25 protein-coding genes and 1 tRNA gene are annotated in these 21217 nt (G+C 72.6%); 15 read left to right on the forward strand and 11 right to left on the reverse strand.

Translation table 11 applies throughout. The features are described 5' to 3' along the window. Positions 1 to 94: 94 nt before the first annotated feature. Genes rpsR through rpmB form a run of 4 tightly spaced genes read right to left on the reverse strand, consistent with a single transcriptional unit; the run spans position 95 to position 1055 of the window. Positions 95 to 331, reverse strand: a complete 237-nt coding sequence (gene rpsR / locus ABZ805_RS16985; protein WP_358440720.1) for a 30S ribosomal protein S18 — start codon at positions 329 to 331, stop codon at positions 95 to 97. 5 nt (positions 332 to 336) lie between these two features. Then, positions 337 to 642: a 30S ribosomal protein S14 gene (gene rpsN / locus ABZ805_RS16990; RefSeq protein ID WP_224963104.1), complete on the reverse strand. Its 306-nt coding sequence runs from the start codon at positions 640 to 642 to the stop codon at positions 337 to 339. A gap of 12 nt (positions 643 to 654) precedes the next feature. Continuing rightward, positions 655 to 819 carry a 50S ribosomal protein L33 gene (gene rpmG, locus ABZ805_RS16995; RefSeq protein ID WP_358440724.1) on the reverse strand — a complete coding sequence of 55 codons (165 nt, stop codon included), beginning with the start codon at positions 817 to 819 and terminating at the stop codon, positions 655 to 657. Continuing rightward, the gene (gene rpmB / locus ABZ805_RS17000) at positions 819 to 1055 is read right to left on the reverse strand and encodes a 50S ribosomal protein L28 (RefSeq protein ID WP_358440727.1); all 237 of its coding nucleotides are present in this window, start codon (positions 1053 to 1055) and stop codon (positions 819 to 821) included. The genes rpmG and rpmB overlap by 1 nt, the downstream gene beginning before the upstream one ends. Positions 1056 to 1141: 86 nt before the next feature. Here rpmB and ABZ805_RS17005 point away from each other — a divergent pair, with 86 nt between their 5' ends. The 9 genes from ABZ805_RS17005 (at position 1142) to ABZ805_RS17045 (ending at position 10069) form a co-directional block, all read left to right on the forward strand. Beyond that, complete coding sequence (locus tag ABZ805_RS17005) at positions 1142 to 2404, forward strand: GTP-binding protein (protein ID WP_358440729.1); 1263 nt, start codon at positions 1142 to 1144, stop codon at positions 2402 to 2404. Positions 2405 to 2466: 62 nt separating this feature from the next. After that, positions 2467 to 2718 carry a type B 50S ribosomal protein L31 gene (locus tag ABZ805_RS17010; protein WP_358440732.1) on the forward strand — a complete coding sequence of 84 codons (252 nt, stop codon included), beginning with the start codon at positions 2467 to 2469 and terminating at the stop codon, positions 2716 to 2718. Between the two features lie 36 nt (positions 2719 to 2754). Next, positions 2755 to 2907: a 50S ribosomal protein L32 gene (rpmF, locus tag ABZ805_RS17015; RefSeq protein ID WP_224967884.1), complete on the forward strand. Its 153-nt coding sequence runs from the start codon at positions 2755 to 2757 to the stop codon at positions 2905 to 2907. Positions 2908 to 3160: 253 nt separating this feature from the next. Next, positions 3161 to 3856 carry a response regulator transcription factor gene (locus ABZ805_RS17020; RefSeq protein ID WP_358440735.1) on the forward strand — a complete coding sequence of 232 codons (696 nt, stop codon included), beginning with the start codon at positions 3161 to 3163 and terminating at the stop codon, positions 3854 to 3856. Next, complete coding sequence (locus ABZ805_RS17025) at positions 3853 to 5268, forward strand: HAMP domain-containing sensor histidine kinase (RefSeq protein ID WP_358440737.1); 1416 nt, start codon at positions 3853 to 3855, stop codon at positions 5266 to 5268. The genes ABZ805_RS17020 and ABZ805_RS17025 overlap by 4 nt, the downstream gene beginning before the upstream one ends. Positions 5269 to 5826: 558 nt before the next feature. Next, on the forward strand, positions 5827 to 6672 hold the full coding sequence (locus tag ABZ805_RS17030; protein ID WP_358440740.1) for a DeoR/GlpR family DNA-binding transcription regulator: 846 nt from the start codon (positions 5827 to 5829) through the stop codon (positions 6670 to 6672). Then, positions 6669 to 7745, forward strand: a complete 1077-nt coding sequence (gene galT / locus ABZ805_RS17035; RefSeq protein WP_358440743.1) for a galactose-1-phosphate uridylyltransferase — start codon at positions 6669 to 6671, stop codon at positions 7743 to 7745. The genes ABZ805_RS17030 and galT overlap by 4 nt, the downstream gene beginning before the upstream one ends. Positions 7746 to 7895: 150 nt before the next feature. After that, positions 7896 to 9368, forward strand: a complete 1473-nt coding sequence (locus ABZ805_RS17040; RefSeq protein WP_358440746.1) for a trypsin-like peptidase domain-containing protein — start codon at positions 7896 to 7898, stop codon at positions 9366 to 9368. A gap of 200 nt (positions 9369 to 9568) precedes the next feature. Next, positions 9569 to 10069: a molybdenum cofactor biosynthesis protein B gene (locus ABZ805_RS17045; RefSeq protein ID WP_184476585.1), complete on the forward strand. Its 501-nt coding sequence runs from the start codon at positions 9569 to 9571 to the stop codon at positions 10067 to 10069. Positions 10070 to 10178: 109 nt separating this feature from the next. On the opposite strand, the gene ABZ805_RS17050 is transcribed toward ABZ805_RS17045, so the two are convergent. Further along, positions 10179 to 10553: an antitoxin gene (locus tag ABZ805_RS17050; protein ID WP_358440748.1), complete on the reverse strand. Its 375-nt coding sequence runs from the start codon at positions 10551 to 10553 to the stop codon at positions 10179 to 10181. Positions 10554 to 10763: 210 nt separating this feature from the next. On the opposite strand from ABZ805_RS17050, the gene ABZ805_RS17055 reads away from it, so the two are divergent. After that, positions 10764 to 10934, forward strand: a complete 171-nt coding sequence (locus ABZ805_RS17055; RefSeq protein ID WP_224960228.1) for a hypothetical protein — start codon at positions 10764 to 10766, stop codon at positions 10932 to 10934. A gap of 24 nt (positions 10935 to 10958) precedes the next feature. On the opposite strand, the gene mscL is transcribed toward ABZ805_RS17055, so the two are convergent. From mscL to ABZ805_RS17075, 4 genes are all read right to left on the reverse strand, one after another. Continuing rightward, positions 10959 to 11450, reverse strand: a complete 492-nt coding sequence (gene mscL / locus ABZ805_RS17060; protein WP_358440751.1) for a large conductance mechanosensitive channel protein MscL — start codon at positions 11448 to 11450, stop codon at positions 10959 to 10961. A 90-nt stretch (positions 11451 to 11540) separates the two neighbouring features. Continuing rightward, positions 11541 to 12161 (reverse strand): SAF domain-containing protein, encoded by a 621-nt coding sequence (locus tag ABZ805_RS17065; RefSeq protein ID WP_358440754.1) that lies wholly within the window; start codon positions 12159 to 12161, stop codon positions 11541 to 11543. Positions 12162 to 12705: 544 nt separating this feature from the next. Next, positions 12706 to 13038, reverse strand: a complete 333-nt coding sequence (locus ABZ805_RS17070; protein ID WP_358440757.1) for an FmdB family zinc ribbon protein — start codon at positions 13036 to 13038, stop codon at positions 12706 to 12708. 99 nt (positions 13039 to 13137) lie between these two features. Next, entirely contained in the window at positions 13138 to 13755 is a 618-nt protein-coding gene (locus ABZ805_RS17075) for a 5-formyltetrahydrofolate cyclo-ligase (RefSeq protein ID WP_358440760.1), read from the reverse strand. Positions 13756 to 13792: 37 nt separating this feature from the next. Here ABZ805_RS17075 and ABZ805_RS17080 point away from each other — a divergent pair, with 37 nt between their 5' ends. The 5 genes from ABZ805_RS17080 (at position 13793) to ABZ805_RS17100 (ending at position 17876) form a co-directional block, all read left to right on the forward strand. Then, the gene (locus ABZ805_RS17080; RefSeq protein WP_358440762.1) at positions 13793 to 14701 is read left to right on the forward strand and encodes a UTP--glucose-1-phosphate uridylyltransferase; all 909 of its coding nucleotides are present in this window, start codon (positions 13793 to 13795) and stop codon (positions 14699 to 14701) included. A gap of 41 nt (positions 14702 to 14742) precedes the next feature. Next, positions 14743 to 15966, forward strand: coding sequence for a gephyrin-like molybdotransferase Glp (gene glp, locus ABZ805_RS17085; RefSeq protein ID WP_358440764.1), 1224 nt, complete (start codon positions 14743 to 14745; stop codon positions 15964 to 15966). 8 nt (positions 15967 to 15974) lie between these two features. Beyond that, entirely contained in the window at positions 15975 to 16637 is a 663-nt protein-coding gene (locus tag ABZ805_RS17090) for a GNAT family protein (protein ID WP_358440834.1), read from the forward strand. A 358-nt stretch (positions 16638 to 16995) separates the two neighbouring features. Next, positions 16996 to 17727 (forward strand): gephyrin-like molybdotransferase receptor GlpR, encoded by a 732-nt coding sequence (gene glpR, locus ABZ805_RS17095; RefSeq protein ID WP_358440837.1) that lies wholly within the window; start codon positions 16996 to 16998, stop codon positions 17725 to 17727. 76 nt (positions 17728 to 17803) lie between these two features. Continuing rightward, a tRNA-Ala gene (locus tag ABZ805_RS17100) sits at positions 17804 to 17876 on the forward strand. 291 nt (positions 17877 to 18167) lie between these two features. Here ABZ805_RS17100 and ABZ805_RS17105 read toward each other — a convergent pair. Both ABZ805_RS17105 and ABZ805_RS17110 read right to left on the reverse strand, forming a co-directional pair. Continuing rightward, positions 18168 to 19292, reverse strand: coding sequence for a cysteine desulfurase family protein (locus ABZ805_RS17105; RefSeq protein WP_358440767.1), 1125 nt, complete (start codon positions 19290 to 19292; stop codon positions 18168 to 18170). 62 nt (positions 19293 to 19354) lie between these two features. Beyond that, on the reverse strand, positions 19355 to 21151 hold the full coding sequence (locus ABZ805_RS17110; protein WP_358440770.1) for an FAD-binding dehydrogenase: 1797 nt from the start codon (positions 21149 to 21151) through the stop codon (positions 19355 to 19357). Positions 21152 to 21217: the final 66 nt, after the last annotated feature.

A 21217-nucleotide genomic window follows, 5' to 3' on the forward strand; every position in this document is an offset into this window, starting at 1 on the left:
GGAGCCACTTGGGAAAAAGATCCCGCAGCGAGAATCCCGCTGAGGTTCCGCCACCCCACCTCGGAGCAAGACGAGCCGAGAGCCGGAAAGAGGTTCAGCGCTTGGCGGGGCTGGGGTAGGGGAGCAGCGCCATCTCGCGCGCGTTCTTGATCGCGTTGGCGACTTCGCGCTGCTCCTGCACGGTCAACCCGGTCACGCGGCGGGAGCGGATCTTGCCGCGGTCGGAGAGGAACTTGCGCAGCAGCGCGGTGTCCTTCCAGTCCACGGTGACGACGCGTTCTTTGCGCAGCAGGTTCTGCTTGCGGCGGGGCGGCTTGCGTTCGACGGGCACGGGGATCACCAACTCGACTTGGTCACGCCGGGCAGTTCGCCGTTGTGCGCGAGCTGGCGCAGGCGCACGCGGGAGAGCCCGAACTTGCGGAAGTAGCCGCGCGGCCTGCCGTCGACGGTGTCGCGGTTGCGCACGCGGGTGGCGCTGGCGTCGCGGGGCTGCCGGGACAGCTCGGCGACGGCGTCGGCGCGCTCCTCGGGGGAGCTGCCGGGGGCGGAGATGATCCGCTTGAGCTCGGCGCGGCGTTCGGCGTGCCGGGCGACGAGCACCTTGCGCTGCTCGTTGCGGGCGATCTTGGACTTCTTGGCCACCGGGTCTTCTCCTCAGCGCTCTTCGCGGAACTCGACGTGCTTCTTGATCACCGGGTCGTACTTGCGCAGCCGCAGCCGGTCGGGGTTGTTGCGGCGGTTCTTCCTGGTGACGTAGGTGAAGCCGGTGCCCGCGGTGGACCGCATCTTGATCACGGGACGGATGTCGTTGCTCGCCATCAGATGCGCTCCCCGCGGGATCGGATGTCGGCGACGACGGACTCGATGCCGCGCTTGTCGATGGTCTTGATGCCCTTCGTGGACACCCGCAGGCGGATCCAGCGGTTCTCCGAGGGCAGCCAGTAGCGGCGCTGCTGCACGTTGGGCAGCCAGCGGCGGCTGGTGCGCACGTGCGAGTGCGACACCTGCTTGCCGTAGCCGGGTTCTCGCCCGGTCACTTGGCAGCGGATGGACACGAGGGCCTCCTGATAACGACAGTCATTTTCAACAAGGGTAGCGTGTCGGTTCGGCAGATGAAAACCGTTCCTGATTGGGGCTGCGAGTGGGCACCGAAACCGAACCGTCCGAAGCCGCCCGGGTGCCGCTGGTCGTGGTCGCCGGGCTGGACGGCGAGCACGTCGCCGACACCGCCGGAGCCGTCCGCGCGACCGATCCGCACGGCACCGCCGTCGTCCACCACGACCTGCGCGAAGTCACCTCCGGCGTGGTCCGCAGGTACCTGCGCCACGGCGACTCCGAGCAGCTCACCGTGCTCGAACTCGCCCACGGCTGCGTCTCCTGCACGCTGCGCGAGGACTTCCTGCCGCTGCTGCGCAGGCTCGCCGCCGCCCCCGACGTGCGGCGCATCGTGGTGCGCCTCGACTCCTCCCTCGAACCCGAGGCGATCTGCTGGGCCATCGAGCACGTCGTCGTCGACACCGCTCCCGTCGCCGAGGACGTCGAGGTCGAAGCCGTCCTCACCGCCGTCGACCTGCCCAGCTGGCTCGCCGACGTCAGCGGCGACGAACCCCTCTACGAACGCGGCCTCGCGGGCAGCCCCGACGACGAGCGCACCGTCGCCCAGGTCGGCGTCGGCCAGGTCGAGTTCGCCGACGCCGTCGTCCTCGCCGGGGATGCCGACCGCTGGCAGGCCGTGCGCACCGGGGCCGTCCTCGACCGGCTCACCCCCGCCGCGCCGCGCGCCGCGCTCACCGGCCTCGACGTGCCCGCGCTGCTCGCCCGCATCCCCGCGGGCGCCCGCCGCGGCGAGGTCGACGGCGCGCACGGACCGCTGCTGCGCGGCCAGCCGCCGCTCGACGAGGACGCGGGCGTGTCCGTCGTCCTGTTCGAACAGCGCCGTCCGTTCCACCCGGAACGGCTGCACGACGCGCTCGACGTGCTGCTCGACGGCGTCGTGCGCACCCGCGGCCGCGCCTGGGTCGCCAGCCAGCCGGACACCGCGCTCTGGCTCGAATCCGCAGGCGGCGGGCTGCGCGTCGGGCACGCCGGGCCGTGGCTCGTCACCCAGACCCCCGAGCAGTGGGCGCAGGTCGACCCCGAGCGCCAGGTGAAGGCCTCGCTGAACTGGGACGACTACTACGGCGACCGGATGCAGGAGCTCGTCGTCATCGCGCACGAAGCGGACCCGGGGGCCATCCGCGGCGCCCTGCACGAAGCACTGCTCACCGACGAGGAACTCGCGCTCGGCGAGACCGCGTGGCGCGAACTGCCCGACCCCTTCGGCGAATGGCACGAGGACCCGTGCGCCGACGACGAACCCCAGCAGGCGCCCGCATCCCGCGAAGGCGACCAGCGCGGGGCATGACCACCCCCGCCCGCCGGGTAACCCCGGCGGGCGACCGGAACGACCAGCACAGGAGGAGATCCGTGAAACCGAACATCCACCCCGAGTACGGCCCCGTCGTGTTCCAGGACCGCTCCACCGGCACCCGGTTCCTGACCCGCTCCACCGCCACCTCCGAGGACACCGTCACCTGGGAGGACGGTCGGAGCTACCCGCTGATCGTCGTCGACATCACCGCCGACTCGCACCCGTTCTGGACCGGCAACCAGCGGGTGCTCGACAGCGAAGGCCGCGTGGAGAAGTTCCGCCGCCGCTACGGCGACCGCCGCCGCTGAAGCCCAGCAGCACCGCACCGAGGAGGAAGCACCCGCATGGCCGTTCCCAAGCGCAAGATGTCCCGCAGCAACACCCGGCACCGCCGCTCCCAGTGGAAGGCGACCGCGCCCGAACTGGTGCCGGTGGTCATCGACGGGGAGAAGAAGCTGGTGCCCCGCAACCTGATCCCGTACTTCCAGCAGAAGTGACCGCACCCGGCCCGCCCCGAGCGGCGGGCCGGCCTGCGGAGACCCGAGGGCTTCCTCGCCCGGAGTGCGGCAGCGCCGCCTCGGCGGGGGAGCCCTCGCGCGCGTGCGGCGGGGCCGTCTCCGCGGGACCGGTCCTCGTCCCCACCCGGAAGCCCTCGCGCGTGCGCGGCGTGGGTCACATCGGAGCCGGTGGTCCCGGCGCGCCGGTGCGGGTTCTCAGGTTCGTCTCAGAACTTCGCGCAACACTGTCCGCATGCGCATCCTCGTCGTCGACGACGACCGAGCCGTGCGCGAGTCCCTGCGCCGCTCGTTGCAGTTCAACGGCTACCAGGTGGAGCTCGCCGCGGACGGTCAACAGGCCCTGGACCAGCTGGCCGACCAGCGGCCCGACGCGATGGTGCTCGACGTCATGATGCCCCGCCTGGACGGCCTGGAGGTGGCGCGCAGGTTGCGCAGCACCGGCGACGACCTGCCGATCCTGGTGCTCACCGCGCGGGACGCCGTGTCCGACCGGGTCGCCGGGCTGGACGCGGGCGCCGACGACTACCTGCCGAAACCGTTCGCGCTGGAAGAACTGCTCGCCCGGGTGCGCGCGCTGCTGCGCCGCGCCTCCCCGGCCACCGATGAGGGCGACGAACTGCCGCCCGCGCTGAGCTTCGCCGACCTCCAGCTCGACCCCGGGACCCGCGAGGTGCGCCGCGGCGACCGGCCGATCAGCCTCACCCGCACCGAGTTCGCGCTGCTCGAACTGCTCATGGCACACCCGAAGCAGGTCCTCACCCGCAGCAGGCTGCTGGAGGACGTGTGGGGCTACGACTTCCCGACCTCCGGCAACGCCCTCGAGGTCTACATCGGATACCTGCGCCGCAAGACCGAGACCGAAGGTGAATCCCGCTTGATCCACACCGTGCGCGGCGTCGGCTACGTGCTCCGGGAGACCCCGCCGTGACGACACCCGCCCCACCGCCGCCCGGCACCGACCTCGGCGGCCCGGGCGATCGCGGCCGGTTGCAGCGGATCTCGCTGCGCAACCGCGTGACGCTGCTCGCCGCGCTGTCCGTGGCGGGTGCCGTCGCCCTGGTGTCGCTCGGCGCGTTCTTCACCGTGCGCGACAGCCTCTACGAGCAGCTCGACGACAGCCTGCTGCGGCGCGCCGTCGAAGCCGAAGCCGGGCCGCTCATCGCGGAACCCGCGCGGCTGCAAGGGGTTCCGGTCGCGTTCTTCTCGGCGGCGAACCTCGAGATCAGCGTGCTCTACCCGAACGGGGAGGAGCTCGCGCCGAGCCAACGGCCGCCGTCCGGGCCGCTGGAACTGGCCGTGGCGCAGCGGAAGCTGCCCCGCTCCATCCGCACCGACGAGGCCAGCAACAGCCGCGTCGTCGCCGTGCCCGTCGACAACGGCGCGCTCGTCATGGCGCAATCGCTGGCCCCCACGAAGGCGACGCTCGCGCAGCTGAGCCTGGTGCTCGTCGTGATCGGCGGCGCGGGCATCCTGCTCGCCGCCGCCGCGGGCACCGCCGTGGCCAGCGCCGGGCTGCGGCCGGTGCAGCGGCTCAACGCCGCCACCGAACGCGTCGCGCTCACCGGTGACCTGCGGCCGATCCCGGTTTCCGGGGACGACGAGCTGGCCCGGCTCACCACCTCGTTCAACGGGATGCTCGGTGCGCTCGCCGAATCGCAGGAGCGGCAGCGGCGGCTCGTCGCCGACGCGGGCCACGAGCTGCGCACCCCGCTGACCTCGTTGCGCACCAACCTGGAACTGCTGATGGCCGCCGCCCAGCCGGGCGCTCCCGCGCTGTCCGACCAGGACCGCGAGGAGATGTTCGAGGACGTGCGCGGGCAGATCACCGAGCTCTCCGCGCTCGTCGGGGACCTGGTGGAACTGGCCAGGGAGGACGCGCCGCAGGCCGTGCACGAACCCGTCGAGCTCGTCGACGTGGTGGAGCGCGCGCTGAACCGGGCGCGCAGGCGCGCGGGCCCCGTCGAGTTCGACGTGCGGCTGCAGCCCTGGTCGATGATGGGCGACGCGACCGCGCTGGAGCGGGCCGTGCTGAACCTCCTGGACAACGCGGCCAAGTGGAGCCGCGACGGGGACACCGTGCGGGTCCAGCTCTACGACGACGGCGCCGGATCGGTGGTGCTGGAGGTCGCCGACGGCGGGCCGGGCATCGCGGAGGCGGACCGGCCGCACGTGTTCGAGCGGTTCTACCGGTCGTCGCTGGCGCGCACCCTGCCCGGCTCCGGGCTCGGGTTGTCCATCGTCAAGCAGGTCGCGGAACGGCACGGCGGCCGCGTGTGGGCGGGTGCCGCGCCGGAGGGCGGCGCGCTGCTGCGGATGATCCTGCCGGGGCACGTGGGCTGACCGGGGACGTCGGCCTGCTCCGCGGGTGGGCGGGTTCTGCGCGTGGGCGTGATCCGCGGGCGGGCCGGGTCCACCGGCGGATCTGATCCGCGGGTGAGCCGGTCCCGCGGGTGGGCCGGTCCCGCGGGCGGGCGAGGTCCGCGAGTGGACCGGATCCGCACGTCGGCCTGAGCCGCACATCGGCGTGATCCGCGGGCGGGCCGGGTCCGCGGGTCGGCCGAACGCGCGTGGCCGTTGGTCCGGTCGGTGGCGGTGCTGCGCGGATCGGGCGGACGCACCGTCCCCCGTTCCGCGGCGGGTGGTGCCGCCGTGTGACCCTCGTACCTCCCGGACGTGCTCATCCGGTGCACACGTGTCCGAAAATCCAACAGCATCGAACACCTTTGGTGGTCACTTTCGATCGATACCCGGATTTTTCGCGTGCGTCATCACGGGTAGTGTTGGTTCATGTTGACTTGACGCGTCAAGTTCAGCAGCATCCTCATGAACAGGACGCGCACCGACGCAGTGCCCGCCCGGGGATCAGCGCTCCGGGCCGGGCTGGATGGGACGGGTGGAGTGCTCGCACGCCAACGCCAGGAAGTGATCCTCGACGAGGTGCGGCGCACCGGAGCCGTGCAGGTCAGCGAGCTCGTGCTGCGCCTCGGCGTCTCCGACATGACCATCCGCCGCGACCTCGACGCGCTCGCCCGCCAAGGGCTCGTCGAGAAGGTCTACGGCGGCGCCACCTCCACCCTCGGCCGCAGCACCGACGAACCCGGCTTCGAAGCCAAGTCGGTCCGCCAGCTCGCGGAGAAGGAGGCCATCGCGCGGGAGGCCGCCGCGCTCGTCCGGCCCGGCACCGCCATCGGCCTGTCCGCGGGCACCACCACTTGGACCATGGCCCGGCACCTCGACGACATCCCCGACCTCACCGTCGTCACCAACTCGGTCCGCGTCGCCGATGTGCTGCAGCAGCGCGGGCGCACCGACCGCACCGTCGTGCTCACCGGTGGCGTCCGCACCCCCTCCGACGCGCTCGTCGGCCCCGTCGCCGTGCAGTCGCTGCGGTCCCTGCACCTGGACCTCGTCTTCCTCGGCGTGCACGGCATGGCGCCCCGTGCCGGGTTCACCACCCCCAACCTCAACGAGAGCGAGACCAACCGGGCGCTCGCCGAAGCCGCCAGCAGGCTCGTCGTCGTCGCCGACCACGCCAAGTGGTCCACCGTCGGCATCTCCACCATCGTCGACTTCGCCGAGGTCGACGTGCTCATCACCGACGACGGGCTGCCCGACGACGCCCGGCAGCTGCTCGCCGAGCAAGTGCACGAACTGGTGATCGCCGAAGCGGTGCTCACCGCCGATTCCGAACCCGACAAGTCCGGCCCCGACCGGGCCGGCAGCGATCAGGAGGCCGCGCGGTGAAGCGCACCGTCCGGGAACTGGCCGACGGCAGGCAGATCCACTACTTCGACACCGACCCGGCGCGGCAGCGCACGGCCGTGGACACCCGCGACCTGCCGCCGCGGCCCCCCGTCTCCGAGATGCGGCGCGACCCGCTGACCGGCGAATGGGTCGCGATGGCCGCGCACCGCCAGACCCGCACCTACAAGCCGCCGGCCGACCAGTGCCCGCTGTGCCCGAGCACGCCCGGGCGGCCCACCGAGATCCCCGAGGCCGACTACGAAGTCGCCGTCTTCGAGAACCAGTTCCCGTCCTTCGCGGCCGCCGAACCCGATCCGTCCACCGTGGACGGACTGCCGATGGTGCCGACCGCGCCGGCGCGCGGGCGCTGCGAAGTCGTGTGCTTCACCTCCGACCACGGCACGTCCTTCGGGCAGCTCAGCCCTGCGCAGGTCCGCACCGTCGTCGAGGCCTGGGCCGACCGCACCGCCGCACTCTCCGCCACTCCCGGCGTCGAGCAGGTCTTCTGCTTCGAGAACCGGGGCGAGGAGATCGGGGTGACGCTCCACCACCCGCACGGCCAGATCTACGGGTACCCGTTCGTCACGCCCAAGACCGAGCGGATGCTGCGCACCGCCGAGGACTACCTCGCCGAGCACGGCAGGCCCGTCCTCGGCGACGTGCTCGCCGCCGAACGCGCTTCCGGGCGCCGCGTCGTCGTCGACTCCGAGCACTGGACCGCGTACGTGCCCGCCGCCGCCCGCTGGCCCGTCGAGGTGCACGTGGTGCCGCACCGCCAGGTGCCCGACCTCGTCGCGCTGACCGACGCGGAGCGCGACGACTTCGCCACCACCTACCTGGAGGTGCTGCGACGGCTCGACGGGCTCTACGACCGGCCGCTGCCCTACATCGCCGCCTGGCACCAGGCCCCGGTGCGCACCGGGCGCGACCTGTCCTGGCTGCACCTGGAGCTGTTCTCCGTGCTGCGTTCCGCGGACAAGCTCAAGTACCTCGCCGGGTCCGAGTCGGGCATGGCGGTGTGGGTGAACGACGTGACGCCGGAGCAGATCGCCGACCGGCTCAAGGCGCTCTGACCGATCGCCGGTGGCTACGGCGGGTGATCGGAGGCCGGTTCTCCGATCTCCCGTTCGTGGGCTGTGACGTTCGGCACTGGCGCGGTTTCGTTCGGTACTCCACAGGCGGGTCTCAGGCGGTTCTCAGCTGAATGCCCCAAAGTGGGGAACATGAGCGACCAGCCCCAGCGAGGCTCGGGCGACCCGTCCGAAGACCCGCGACAGCAGGCAGACAGCAGCGGAACCGCCCACCTTCCGCAGGAGACCGGCGACACCCCGCCTGCCGGGGCGTTCGAGCAGCAGTCCGGCACCCAGCAGCAGTCCGGCACCCAGCAGCAGTCCGGCACCCAGCAGCAGCCGCACCCCGCGAACGAGGCGCACGCGCCCCGGCCCGACCAGGCCACCGATCCCGCGGCCACCCGGCAGCAGCCCGCGCCGTACGGCGCCTACGAGCAGCCCGGCATGGGCGGCGCTCCCGGCGGCCAGTACCCGCAGATCGGCGCACCGCACCAGCAGCAGGGCTGGTACCAGCAGCCGATGGGCGCGGTCCCCGTGCAGGAGCACCGCCCCGCCAAGCGCAACGGGCTCGTCGCCACCGCCCTCGTCGGGGCGCTCGCGATCGGCCTCGTCGGCGGCGGTGTCGGTGGCTTCGTGGGCTACCGCCTCGGTTCCTCCGGCGCCGAATCGCAGAGCACGAGCCTCGACCAGCAGCAGCCCGCGCGCAGCGCCAGCGTCGCGCCGAAGGGCTCGGTCCAGGGCGTCGCCGAGAAGGTGCTGCCCAGCGTGGTGCAGCTGCAGATGCAGACCGCGCAGGGGTCCGGCGAGGGCTCCGGGATCGTGCTGAGCCAGGACGGCTACATCCTCACCAATGCCCACGTCGCCGAAGGCGCCGGGCAGGGCAGGCTCACGGCGATGTTCCACGACAACCGGACCGCCTCGGTGCGGGTCGTCGGATCCGACCCGAAGTCCGACCTCGCCGTGGTGAAGGCCGACATCACCGGTCTGACCCCCGCCGAGCTCGGCCGCTCCGACGACCTGCCGGTCGGCGCCCCGGTGGTGGCGATCGGTTCGCCGTTCGGGCTCTCCGGCACCGTCACCAGCGGCATCATCAGCGCCAAGGACCGCCCGGTGCGCGCGGGCGGGCAGAGCGGCGCCCAGGACAGCGTGCTCAACGCGCTGCAGACCGACGCGGCGATCAACCCCGGCAACTCGGGCGGCCCGCTGGTCGACATGGACGGCCGCGTCGTCGGCATCAACTCGGCGATCTACAGCCCGGGGTCCGGGGAGCAGGAGCAGGGCGGCTCGGTCGGCCTCGGCTTCGCCATCCCGATCGACCAGGCGCAGCGGACGGCGAAGGAGCTGAAGGACACCGGCTCGGCCACCCAGACCACGCTCGGCGTGAGCATCCAGAGCGCGCCGCAGGGCGGTGCCGTGGTGCGCCAAGTGGTGCCGAACGGTCCCGCGCAGCAGGCCGGCATCCAGAACGACGAGCTGATCACCAAGTTCGACGGGCGCTTCATCGAGGACGCGGACGCCCTCGTCGCCTCCGTTCGCTCGCACCAGCCCGGGCAGAAGGTCCAGGTGACCGTGAGCGGCCCGAACGGTGCCGAGCGCACGGTGGACGTCGTGCTCGCCGGCCAGTAGAGGTCCCCACGACCCGGCCGCACCCGCGGCCATCCCCGCACGGCCCGGCCCGGGCCGCGGTGACAAGGAGAACGCGACAGATGTCCGAACGGAACGGCCACGTCATCCCGCACCGGAACCAGCAGCACCGCGCCCGGCTCGTCGAGCCCGGTGAGTCACTGGATCTCCCTCCGGAACTCCTTGCCACTACGGTGAACGGCATGGAACGCAGCGCGCAGCGGCTGGGACGCGCCCTGGTGGTCGTGGTCGACGACCGGGCCGCGCAGGGCGAGCAGGAGGACAGCATCGGTCCGCTGGTGACCGAACTGCTGGAGGAAGCCGGTTTCATCGTGGACGGGACCGTCGCGGTGGCCGGGGAGACGGTGGACATCCGCAACGCGCTGAACACGGCGGTGATCGGCGGCGTCGACGTGGTGATCACGGTCGGCGGCACCGGGGTCTCGCCCCGGGACGTCACGCCGGATGCCACGTCCGGGGTGCTGGACATGCCGGTGCCCGGCATCGCCGAGGCGTTGCGGGCGTCGGGTCTGGCCGCGGGAGCGGTCGACGCCGGGGTATCCCGCGGGCTCGCCGGGGTCTCCGGCAGCACGCTGGTGGTCAACCTGGCCGGGTCCCGGGCCGCGGTGCGGGACGGGATGGCCACGCTGTCGCCGTTGGTGACGCACGTGATCGAACAGCTGTCGGGCCTCGAACAGGCCTGACCCGGTAGCGGAACGACGGTGGCGGCACCCCGCGGGGTGCCGCCACCGTTTCGTTCGCGCTGCGGCCGTCGCCGGGGCGGCCGCAACGTCGTCCTCCAGCGCCGCCGGCTCAGGAAGACGAGGTTCCGCCGGGCTGCGCCGGGCCGTCGCCGTCGGGCTTGTGCGCCGTCTCGCCGGGCTGGCCGGTCGAACCCGGGCCGGTCGAACCCGGGCCGGTGGAGCCGGGGCCGGTCGAGCCCGAGCTGGTGGAGCCGCCGCCGGTCGAGCCGGAGTCGCCGGTGGACTGCTGCTTGTTGAGCACGCCCTCCACCTTGCTGCTCACGTTCTCGATCTGGTCGTGGTACTTGCCGCCGGTCGCCTTGTCCAGCTTCGTCTTGGCGGCGTCCAGACCCTTGGTGGCGTTCGGTCCCGCCTTCTCGGCGAGCTCGCCCGCCTTGTCCTTGGCCTGGTTGGCCAGGTCCTTCGCCTTGTCCAGGAAACTCATCCGTTGCCTCCAGGTGGCCGTGCCGCTGCGGGTGGCCGGGAGCGGGTGGCCGTGCCGGTCACGGCCGCGAAACCGGTGGGCACCGGCTGGTCCCGGCCGTCACCGGGAAGTCCCCGGGTGCTCGGTCATGGTCGCACCACGATCTTGGTGGAGGAAGCGGCCCACGGCATCCGGAGTCCGTGCATCCCCGGGATGGGGGACGATGGAGGCATGACGGAGACCGAACGGCAGCGCAGGCGCCGCCTCGCCGAGATCTTCGGCGAGGTGCTCCCGCAGACCACCTCGGACGAGCGTTCCGAGGGGCCGGACCGCCGGGAAGGTGATCAGCGGGAGACCGAGCGCTGGTACCGGGAGAACCGCCCGCCGCACCACGGCGGCTGACGGGAGCCCGAAACCGCTCGCGGGTCAGTTCTTGCTGGCGCCGCCGTTGCCGCTCTGCGCCGAGACCGAGGCGTTCGCGCCCACGGTCGTCTCGTCGTCGGAAGCGAGGCCCTTGACCGCGGGCAGGCCCTGGTCGCGGCGCAGCAGGTCGCGGATCTCCTGCAGCAGCTCCACGTCGGTCGGGTCGGCCGGGCCTTCTTCCTTGCCCTTCTTCCGGCGCTCCTGGATCTTCTGCATCGGCATCACGAACAGGAAGTAGACCACCGCGGCGGTGATCAGGAACGTGATGACCGAGTTGATCACCACGGCGAAGTCGATGACCGAGGCCTCGTTGCCGTCGATGATCTGGAACGACAGCCCGCGGACGTTCGCTCCGCCCGCTGCGGCGATCACGGGCTTGATGACGCTGGTCGTGACCGCGGTGACCAGCGCGGTGAACGCGCTGCCGACGACGACCGCGACCGCGAGGTCGATCACGTTGCCTCGCATCAAGAAGTCCTTGAAGCCCTTGAGCACGGCACACTCCTTCGTTGAACTGGTGAACTCGGCGTGCCCGGGTCGATCCCGGACGGGAGCGGAGCCGCGGGAGCTCGTCCCGGCGGCTGCTCAGCGGAGCGTAACGGTCACCGAATGGATCAGTGACGCTCCTGCCACCGTCGCAGCGCGCTGCTCCGGAACACCCACGACCAGGAGTCGTCCCTGGTCCGCCCCGCTTCCGGTGGGGCGGACCGCCAGCACCGGCACCTGCTCGGCGAGGACCGATCCGGGACCGGATCGTTCCTGGGGTGTGACCAGGTCCACTCGGAGTCCCGGGCGCAGCAGGTCGGCGACCCCGGGATCGGCGAGGCGCACCGGTACCGCGACCTGACCCGGCTCGGCTCCGGCGACGGGTGGTCGGTCGGCCGCGGTGGCCAGCCGGACGTCGGTGAGCGGCTCGCCGTCCCGCACCGCGCCGCCGAGCGTCCGGCCCACCGCGGCGGCCGGATCGCGCAGCGCCCCGGACGGCACCAGATCGGCGGGCACCGCGCGGTGCCGCAGGTCCGCGGAGTCCAGCGGCCTGCCGGGGGAGAGGTCGTGCGCCGCGACCACCACCCGCACCTGCCGTCCGGGGGCGGGCAGCAGCGCGAGCACGCCGGCCAGCGCGAACAGCGCGACGGCCGCGACGCGGCGGGCGAGCAGCAGCCCTGCGCCGCGCGGTACCGGAGCTCGCGGCAGCAGCGCGGCCATCCGCTCCCGCAAGGTCGGGCGCAGGTCGTGGTCCGGGCCGCGGTTCCGCCGTGGGCCGGCGCCGCGCGCGTGCTCGGCTCCGCCGCGCGGCCCGGGGGCGCCGGCGATGCCCGCACCGACCGGCGGCCGTCCGATGTCCCCCGCGCCGCTCGACGGTCGCCCGGCGTCCGGCGCGTTCCCGCCGCGCCGCAGGTTCCGGTCGTTCCCCGGCCGCCGACCACCTCGAAGGCTCGTACCGTCCCGAAGCCCGCCGTCCCGAAGCCCACTGCCGTCCCGAAGACCCCTGCCAGCCCGCAACCCCGTGCCGCCCCGCAGTCCCGTGCCCCCGGAATTCCCGCGCCCGCCGCTCATCGCCCCTCCTCGCCGTCGATCTCCTGATCTCGACGTTAGGAGAGCGCGGGGCCCGCGAACAGGGTCGATTCCCAAATCTGTGGATGGCTAGGCGGCCTGTGGACAACTCGGTCACCGATGGGTGAAAGCCCTTGCCTGCGCAGAAAAAATCGCCGACCGCGGCAGCGATCGGCGATCTCGGGTGCGGAGCGGATCAGGAAGCCGCCGCGGTCGTCGACGACGAGCTCGACGACGAAGACGACGAGCTCGACGAGGAAGAAGACGAGGACGACGAGTCCGAGGAGGAGCTCGACGAACCGGACTTCGACTCCCCGGACGACGACGTCGAAGAAGAGGACGATCCGGAGTTCGACCGGTTGTCGGTGCGGTAGAAGCCGCTGCCCTTGAACACGATGCCCACCGCGTTGAACAGCTTCCGCAGCCGACCGGTGCACTGCGGGCACTCGGTCAGCGAGTCCTCGCTGAAGGACTGCACCGTCTCGAAGCGGTGGTCGCATTCGGTGCAGGCGTACTGGTAGGTGGGCACAGCCGTCAACCTCCGGACTTCATCGTATTGGCACTCGAATGGACAGAGTGCCAACACGATGATGCGCCATCCGGGGTGCCCAGCGCAAACACGCTTAGGTCACACCGCGTGCCCGCGACCCCCGCCACCGACCGCGACGAGGCCTCGACCAGGAGTGATCACCGCGTGCATGCGGATGTCGTGTTCCTCACCGGGCAGCTCCGCCACGAACTCGGCGTCCCGCACCACCCCGATCAGCTGCGCCGCCGGATCCGCCAGCGGCAGCGAGCGGTCGTAGTGGCCGGCCCCGCGGCCCAGCCGGACCCCGCGCTCGTCCACCGCCAGCGCGGGCACCAGCACCGCATCGGCCGCCCCGAGCCCCGCCGCGCCCAGCCGCGGGCCGTTCGGTTCCAGCAACCCGTACCGGGCCCGGTCCAGGGACTCCGATCCCGCGTACTCGGCCCAGTCCAGCGGTGCCGCGCCGACCACGACCGGCAGCAGCACCCGGTGTCCCGCCGCCCGCAGCGCGTCCAGCAGCTCCGTCGACCCCGGCTCGCCGCGCACCGGCACGTACGCCGCCACCACCCGGGGGTTGCGCTGCCCGGCCCAGTCCAGCACCGCCGAACGAAGCGATGCCGTCTCCGCCGATCGAGTGGTCTCGTCGATGGTCCTTCTGCGTTCCTCGAGGACGCGCCGCCACCGCGACTTGGATTCCCGTAGTTCTCCCAGCGAGGTCACAGCTCCACCATAGGCGCGCCCGATAGGCTCCGGACCCATGAACAGCGCTGCCAGCACCCCCGCGAACGCTGCGTTCCGCACCGCCATCGTGCCCGCCGCGGGCTTGGGGACCCGGTTCCTGCCGACCACCAAGGCCGTGCCCAAGGAACTGCTGCCCGTCGTGGACACCCCGGGGATCCAACTGGTGGCGACCGAGGCCGCCGAAGCGGGCGCCGAACGCCTCGTGATCGTGACCTCCCCGGACAAGAAGGCCGTCACCGATTACTTCCAGCCCGCGCCCGAGCTGGAGAACACCCTCCGGGAGCGCGGCAAGGACGAGCTGCTCGCGAAGGTGCGCAAGGCACCCGAGCTGATCGCCGCCGAGACCGCGCTGCAGGAGGAGGCCCTCGGCCTCGGGCACGCGGTGAGCTGCGCGGAGCCGAACCTGACCGACGCCGACGACGCCGTCGCCGTGCTGCTGCCGGACGACCTCGTGCTGCCCGGCGGGGTCCTCGCCAAGATGGCCGAGACCCGCGCGCGCCACGGCGGCAGCGTGCTCTGCGCCTTCGACGTGCCCGACGACGAGGTCTCCTCGTACGGGGTCTTCGACGTCGCCGACACCGACGAGGACGACGTCAAGCAGGTGCGGGGCATGGTGGAGAAGCCCGCGCCGGAGGACGCCCCGTCCAGCTTCGCCGCCGCCGGCCGCTACCTCCTCGACCGGGCGGTCTTCGACGCCCTCAAGCGGATCGAACCCGGTGCCGGAGGTGAGCTGCAACTCACCGATGCCGTAGCGTTGCTGATCTCGGAGGGTCACCCGGTGCACGTGGTGGTGCACCGCGGCAAGCGACACGACTTGGGAAATCCTGGCGGTTTCCTCAAAGCTGCGGTGGACTTCGCCCTGGACGACCCCGAGTACGGGCCTGGTCTGCGGGACTGGCTCGGTGAACGACTGAACAGGAGCTGATGGCGGGCGGCCTCGGCTCCACCTGGAAGAGGTCGAGTGCCATGAGGTCAGTGGACGAACAGCTCGCGCGTGTCCTCACCGCCGCGGTGCGGCCCGCGCCGGTGCGGGTGGCGATCTCCGAAGCGCAGGGCCTGCTGTGCGCCGAGGAGATCGTGGCCGGTCAGGCGCTTCCCGGATTCGACCAGGCCGCGGTGGACGGCTACGCGGTGCGCAGCGTCGACGTGCACGTCGACGGGGACGAGGCGCCGGTGCTGCCGGTGGTCGGCGAGATCACCTCCGGCTCCCGGCAGCCCCGCAGGCTGCAGCCCGGCCAGGCGGTGCGGGTCACCGCGGGCGCTCCGCTGCCGACGCTGGCCGACGCGGTGGTGCCGCTGGAACAGACCGACGAGCACCCGGCGAAGGTCACCGTCCGCCAGGGCGTGCCGTCGGCGGCGTTCGTGCGGCGCGCGGGCGAGGACGTGCAGACCGGTGACCTCGCGGTCCGCCGGGGCTCCGCGATCGGGTCCGCGCAGGTGGGGCTGCTCGCGGCGGTCGGCAGGGACAAGGTGCTGGTGCACCCGCGGCCGCGGGTCTCGGTGCTGTCGCTGGGCGACGAGCTCGTCGACGTGGACCGGTCCCCGGGACAGGGCCAGGTCTACGACGTGAACTCCTACGCGCTGGCCGCGGCCGCCCGCGACGCGGGCGCGGAGGTCACCCGCGTGGGCATCGTCAGCACCGAACCGAAGCGGCTGCGCGAGGTCGTGGAGGGCCGGTTGCTGCTCTCCGAGATCGTGGTGATCTCCGGCGGGGTCGGCGGTGCGCTGGGCAACGAGGTCCGGTCGGCGCTGGGCGACCTGGGGGAGCTCGACTCGACGCGGGTCGCGATGCACCCGGGGTCCATGCAGGGCTTCGGCAGGCTCGGACCGGACGAGGTGCCGACCTTCCTGCTGCCGGGCAACGCGGTGAGCGCGCTGGTGGTCTTCGAGGTGCTGGTGCGGCCGCTGATCCGCGCCGCGCTGGGCCGCGGCAACCCGCACCGCCGCACCGTGACGGCGAACCTGCTCTCCCCGGTGACCTCGACCGCGGGCCGCCGCGGTTTCCTGCGCGGGCAGCTGCTGCGCGATCCGGAGACCGATTCCTACCTGGTGCAGCCGCTGGGCACCTCCGGCTCGCACCTGCTGGCGTCGCTGGCCGAGGCCAACTGCTTGATCCTGGTCGACGAGGACGTCACCGAGGTCGGTACCGGCGAGGACGTGCAGGTCCGGTTCCTGTCCCAGCGCGCGTGACCCGCTCGATGTCCGAGGACGCCGAGCCGCTGTTCCCGTCCCGGCACCCCGGCTGGCCGGCCCGTCCGGGGCCGCTGCTGGTGCCCGCGGGCGTGGTCGAGCTGCGGCCGCCGCGGCTGCGGGACGCGACGGCGTGGAGCGGGCTGCGGCTGCGGGACCGGGCGTACCTGCAGCGCTGGGAACCGACGACGGTCGGCGATTGGCGGGACCGCAACGCGGTGCTGGCCTGGCCCGCGCAGTGGAGCGCGCTGCGCGGGCTGGCGCGGCGCGGGCAGGCGCTGCCGTTCGCGATCGCGGTGGACGGCCGGTTCGCGGGGCAGCTGACCGTCGGCAACGTGGTGCGCGGTGCGCTGCGCTCGGCGTGGATCGGCTACTGGGTCGCGGCGGACGTGTCCGGGGGCGGGATCGCGACCGCGTCGGTGGCGCTGGCGGTGGACCACTGCTTCGGCCCGGCGGGCCTGCACCGGTTGGAGGCGACGGTCCGCCCGGAGAACTCGCCGAGCGTGCGGGTGCTGGAGAAGGCCGGGTTCCGCCGCGAGGGGCTGTTCGAGCGCTACCTCGACGTCGAGGGCGCGTGGCGGGACCACTACGTCTACGGGCTCACCGTCGAGGACCAGCCGGAGGGTGCCGCGGCCGCGCTGGTCCACAGCGGACGCGCCCGGTACGCCTGACCGGATCGGGAGATCTTCGCCGCACTCCAGGGGCCGCGGGATGCCCGCCGCAGCCGAGACCTCGATCACCGCGCTCCGGCACCCCGTCGCTCGTCCGAGTGTATTTCCGCTGTTCCCAGGCGTGCGGGTGCCGACACGCCGGGGCATCGCGTCCCGTCCCGCGCGCCGCCCGTGGGTTTTTCTGCCTTCAGGACGAAACGAAATCACAACGGCGTGGCTCAGAGACAGATGTGACAGAAGTGGCTAGCGTGGCGGTCGCAGCAGTGTGCGGCAGGCAGCCAGGGGGAGGTGGCGAGGCGTGCCCAGTTCTTTGATCTTCGCGGCGCTTGCGGCGGCGTGGTTGGTGGTGCTGGTACCGATGTTCGCCCGTCGCCGGCAGGAAGTGTCCAAGACGACGGACTCGGCACTGGCGGCGCGGGTGGTTCGCAGGGGTAGCGATCGGTCCGCGGCCGGTGCGACGGAGAGGGCGCAGGAGGCGTACGGCATGGCCGACACCGACCGGCACGAGGACGACGACCGCGACGAGATCGACGAGCAGGACGAGATCGACGACGTCGAGGAGCAGGACGACGACCAGCGGCGCCGCGTGTACAGCGACGACGTCCGCGCCGGGCGTCGTTACCGGCCCGGCCGAGGTGGCTACGACCCGGAGGCCGCGGCGCTCGCGGCCCGCACCAAGTACGCCCGCAGGCAGCGGATCACCATCGCGATGGTGCTCACCGCGATCGCCACCGCGCTGATCGCGGCGCTCGCGTCGCCGGTGGTGTGGTGGCTGCACGTGGCGGTGGACCTCGCCCTCGCCGGTTACCTCACCTACCTGCGCCGGCAGGTCCGCATCGAGGAGGACGTCCGGGAGCGCAGGCTCGCGCGGATGTCCGCGCTGCGGGAGGACGAGGACGAGGACGACGAGCTCGAGTACGGCGAGCCCGCGCTCGACGAGTACGACGAGCGGGACGAGTACGAGGCGCCCCGCGGTCCGGCTCCGCGCAACACCGGAGCGGTCGTCGTGGAGATCGACGACGAGGACCCGATGTTCGACGAGCTCGACGAGCGAACCTGGCAGCCGTACCGCCGTGCGGTGGGCGAATAGGTTCCGCGCTCCTCTTGGGAGGGGGGTGCGCGGAGTGCTGTTGGGGCCCTGCTAAGCTACAACAGCACTCAGGCAAGGGGCTGTAGCGCAGTTGGTAGCGCGTCTCGTTCGCATCGAGAAGGTCAGGGGTTCGATTCCCCTCAGCTCCACGGAAAAGTCCGGTCGACGCATTCGCGTCTTCCGGGCTTTTTTCGTTGGTACGGGGGCCGAGCCCCCGTAGGCCCCCGCGGTGCGGTGGTGAGCGGGTCGGTTCGTTCCGTTGGGGAGGGTTCCCCGCCTGCTCGCCCTGATCGGAGCCTGGTCGACGCTGGCGCGTCTTCCGGGCTCCTTTTCGTTCGTGCGGGGGTTTCTCGGCTGTTCGCCTCGGAGCCGGGGCGGCGCGTCTTCCGGGTTCCCGCTTGCTCCGCTTCCGCGGTGATCGTCCACTGTGGACTTGGTGGTCAGGGGTGAGCGCAGGCTGATCTTGCGAGGCTGTCGGCTGCTCGGTCGATCTCGGCGGGGGTGGTGCCGCGGCCCAGTGACAGGCGGAGGGCGCCCAGGGCGAGGTCCGCGTCCAGTCCGGTCGCGAGCAGCGCGGCCGAGGGCGTGCGGGTTCCGGCGTGGCAGGCGCTGCCGGTCGAGGCCGCGATCTCGGGTGCGCCGGTGAGCACGTCGGCGCCGATCCGGTCCGGGACGACGACCAGCAGCGTGTTCGGCAGCGCCTCCTCGCGCGGGCTGATCCGCAGCAGTCCGGGCAGCCGCGCGGCGAGCCGGTCCCACAACCGCTCCCGCAGTCCGATCTGGCGGGATCGCTCCGCGTCCAGCAGCGTCCCGGCCAGCTCGGCCGCGGCGCCCAGCGCGACGATCCCCGGCACGTTCTCGGTGCCCGGCCGCAGACCGCGCTCCTGCCCCGCGCCCAGCAGCACCGGGGCGATCGAGGTCCCGCGGCGCAGGTAGAGCGCGCCGATGCCCTTCGGTGCGCAGAACTTGTGCCCGGCGAGGCTGAGCAGGTCCACGCCGAGCTCGTCGACGGACACCGGGATCTTCCCGACCGCTTGGGCCGCGTCGGCGTGCACCAGCCCGCCGCGGGAGCGGACCGCCTCGGCGAAGCCGCGCACCGGTTGGACGGTGCCGGTCTCGTTGTGCGCCAGGATCAGCGTGCCCAGCCCGACCGGGCCGGACGGCATCCGGTCGAGGGCGGCGCGCGCGTGCGCGTCCACCGGCAGCTGGTCCACCCGCCAGCCGCGGTGCCCGCGCAGGTGGGCCAGCGGTGCGGTGGTGGCGGGGTGCTCGACGGCGGAGGTCATCGCGACCGCCGTGGCCGCCACGGCCGCGGCGCCCCGGATCGCGAGGTTGTTCGCCTCGGTGCCGCCGGAGGTGAACACGATCTCGTCCGGGTGCGCGCCGAGGAGCGCGGCGAGCTGTTCCCGCGCGTGCTCGACGGCGCGCCGCGCCCGTCCGCCTTGCCCGGTCGTGCTGGACGGGTTGCCGAACACCTCGGTGAGGTGCGGCCACATCGCCTCGGCGACCTCGCGCGCGATCGGCGTCGTGGCGTTGTGGTCCAGGTAGATCACGTCGTCGGTCATCCGCCCTCCCGGTGCTCGCGCCACGATCCTTCGCCGTGGCGCCCGGGTCCGCAGCCCGCGGGTCAGGCGCTCTCGGCCGCCGCGGCGCGTCCGGCCTGCCTCCCGGAGAACAGGCAGCCGCCGAGGAACGTGCCCTCCAGCGCCCGGTAGCCGTGCACGCCACCGCCGCCGAACCCGGAGACCTCGCCCGCCGCGTACAGCCCGGGGATCGGAGCTCCGGAGGCGTCGAGGACGCGGCCGGACAGGTCGGTCTGCAACCCGCCGAGGGTCTTGCGGGTGAGGATGTTCATCCGGATCGCGACCAGCGGTCCCGCCGCCGGATCGAGGATCTTGTGCAGCGGGGTGGTGCGCACCAGGCTGTCGCCGACGTAGGCCAGCGAGTTCCGCACGCCCATGATCTGCAGGTCCTTGGTGAACGGGTTGTCCACCTGCCGGTCCCGCAGCTCGACCTGCGCGCGCAGCTCCGCCGCGTCGATCAGGTCCGCCCCGGCGAGCCGGTTCATGCCGGTGACCAGTTCGTCGAGGTCGTCGGCGACGACGAAGTCCTCGCCGTGGTCCAGGAACGCCTTGACCGGCGGCGGGGTGTCGTGGAACAGGCGGCTCGCCAGGTAGGCGGCGAGGTCCTTGCGGGTGAGCTCCGGGTTCTGCTCGGAGCCGGACAGCACGAACTCCTTGTCGATGATCCGCTTGTTGAGCACGAACCAGGAGTGCTCGTGCCCGCCGCGCCGGATCAGTTCGAGGGTGCCGAGGGTGTCGTAGCTGGGCACGCCCGGGTTCGGGAAGCGGCGGCCGTTCGCGTCGAACCACAGCGAGGACGGGGCGGCGAGGACGCGGATGCCGTGGCCGGGCCAGATCGGGCTGTGGTTGATCATGCCCTCGGTGTAGTGCCACATCCGGTCCCGGTTGACCAGCCGGGCACCCGCGGCCTCGGAGATGGCGAGCATCCGGCCGTCGACGTGCGCGGGAACCCCGGTGATCAGGCGTTCGGGCGGGGTGCCGAGCCGGGACGGCCAGTTCGCGCGGATCAGGTCGTGGTTCGCGCCGATGCCGCCGGAGGTGACGATCACGATGGGGGCGCGCAGCTCGAACCGCCCGACCTCGGTGCGGGAGCTGGGGGTGCCGCGCGGGGCGTCGCTGGGTTCGAGCACGCCGCCCCGCACGCCGTCCACGGCGCCACCGGTGGTGCTGAGCTCGTCGACGCGGTGCCGGAACCGGAAGGTGACCTTGCCGGCGGCAGCCGCGTCCCGCACCAGCTCCTCGAACGGTTCCACCACGCCGGGGCCGGTACCGAGGGTGAGGTGGAACCGCGGCACCGAGTTGCCGGGGCCGTCGGCGAGCTGCCCGCCGCGCTCGGCCCAGCCGACGATCGGCACCCAGGAGACGCCGAGGCCGGACAGCCAGGAGCGCTTCTCCTCGTGCGCGAACCGCAGGTAGGCCTCGGCCCATTGCGCCGCCCAGTGGTCCTCGCCCGCCGGGTCGTCGACGCCGCGGTCGAATCCGGCGGTGGAGAACCAGTCGGCGCGGGCGAGTTCGAAGGAGTCCTTGATGCCCGCGGCCCGCTGCTCGGGTGAGTCGACGAACAGCAGCCCGCCGAGCGACCAGAACGCCTGCCCGCCGAGGCTCGCTTCGGGTTCCTGGTCGACCAGCAGCACGTGGCGCCCGGCGGCGACCAGTTCGGAGGTGGCGACCAGCCCGGCGAGGCCGGCGCCGACGACGATCGCGTCCGCGTCGGTGGCCGGTGCCGCACCCGCGCGGCCGGGGGACAGCGCGGCGCCGGCCAGCGCGCCTCCCGCGGCGAGCGCACCGCCCGCGGCCAGGACGTCGCGGCGGGGGATTCCGCGGTCTGCTGACGAACTCATCGGCGAGTCCTCCACATCGAGGTCGGCGAACGGGTGATCTTCTCGAACCGGCCGGAGATTTTGTTA

The sequence above is a fragment of the Saccharopolyspora sp. NPDC047091 genome, from assembly GCF_040643635.1.
GTDB lineage: Bacteria > Actinomycetota > Actinomycetes > Mycobacteriales > Pseudonocardiaceae > Saccharopolyspora_C.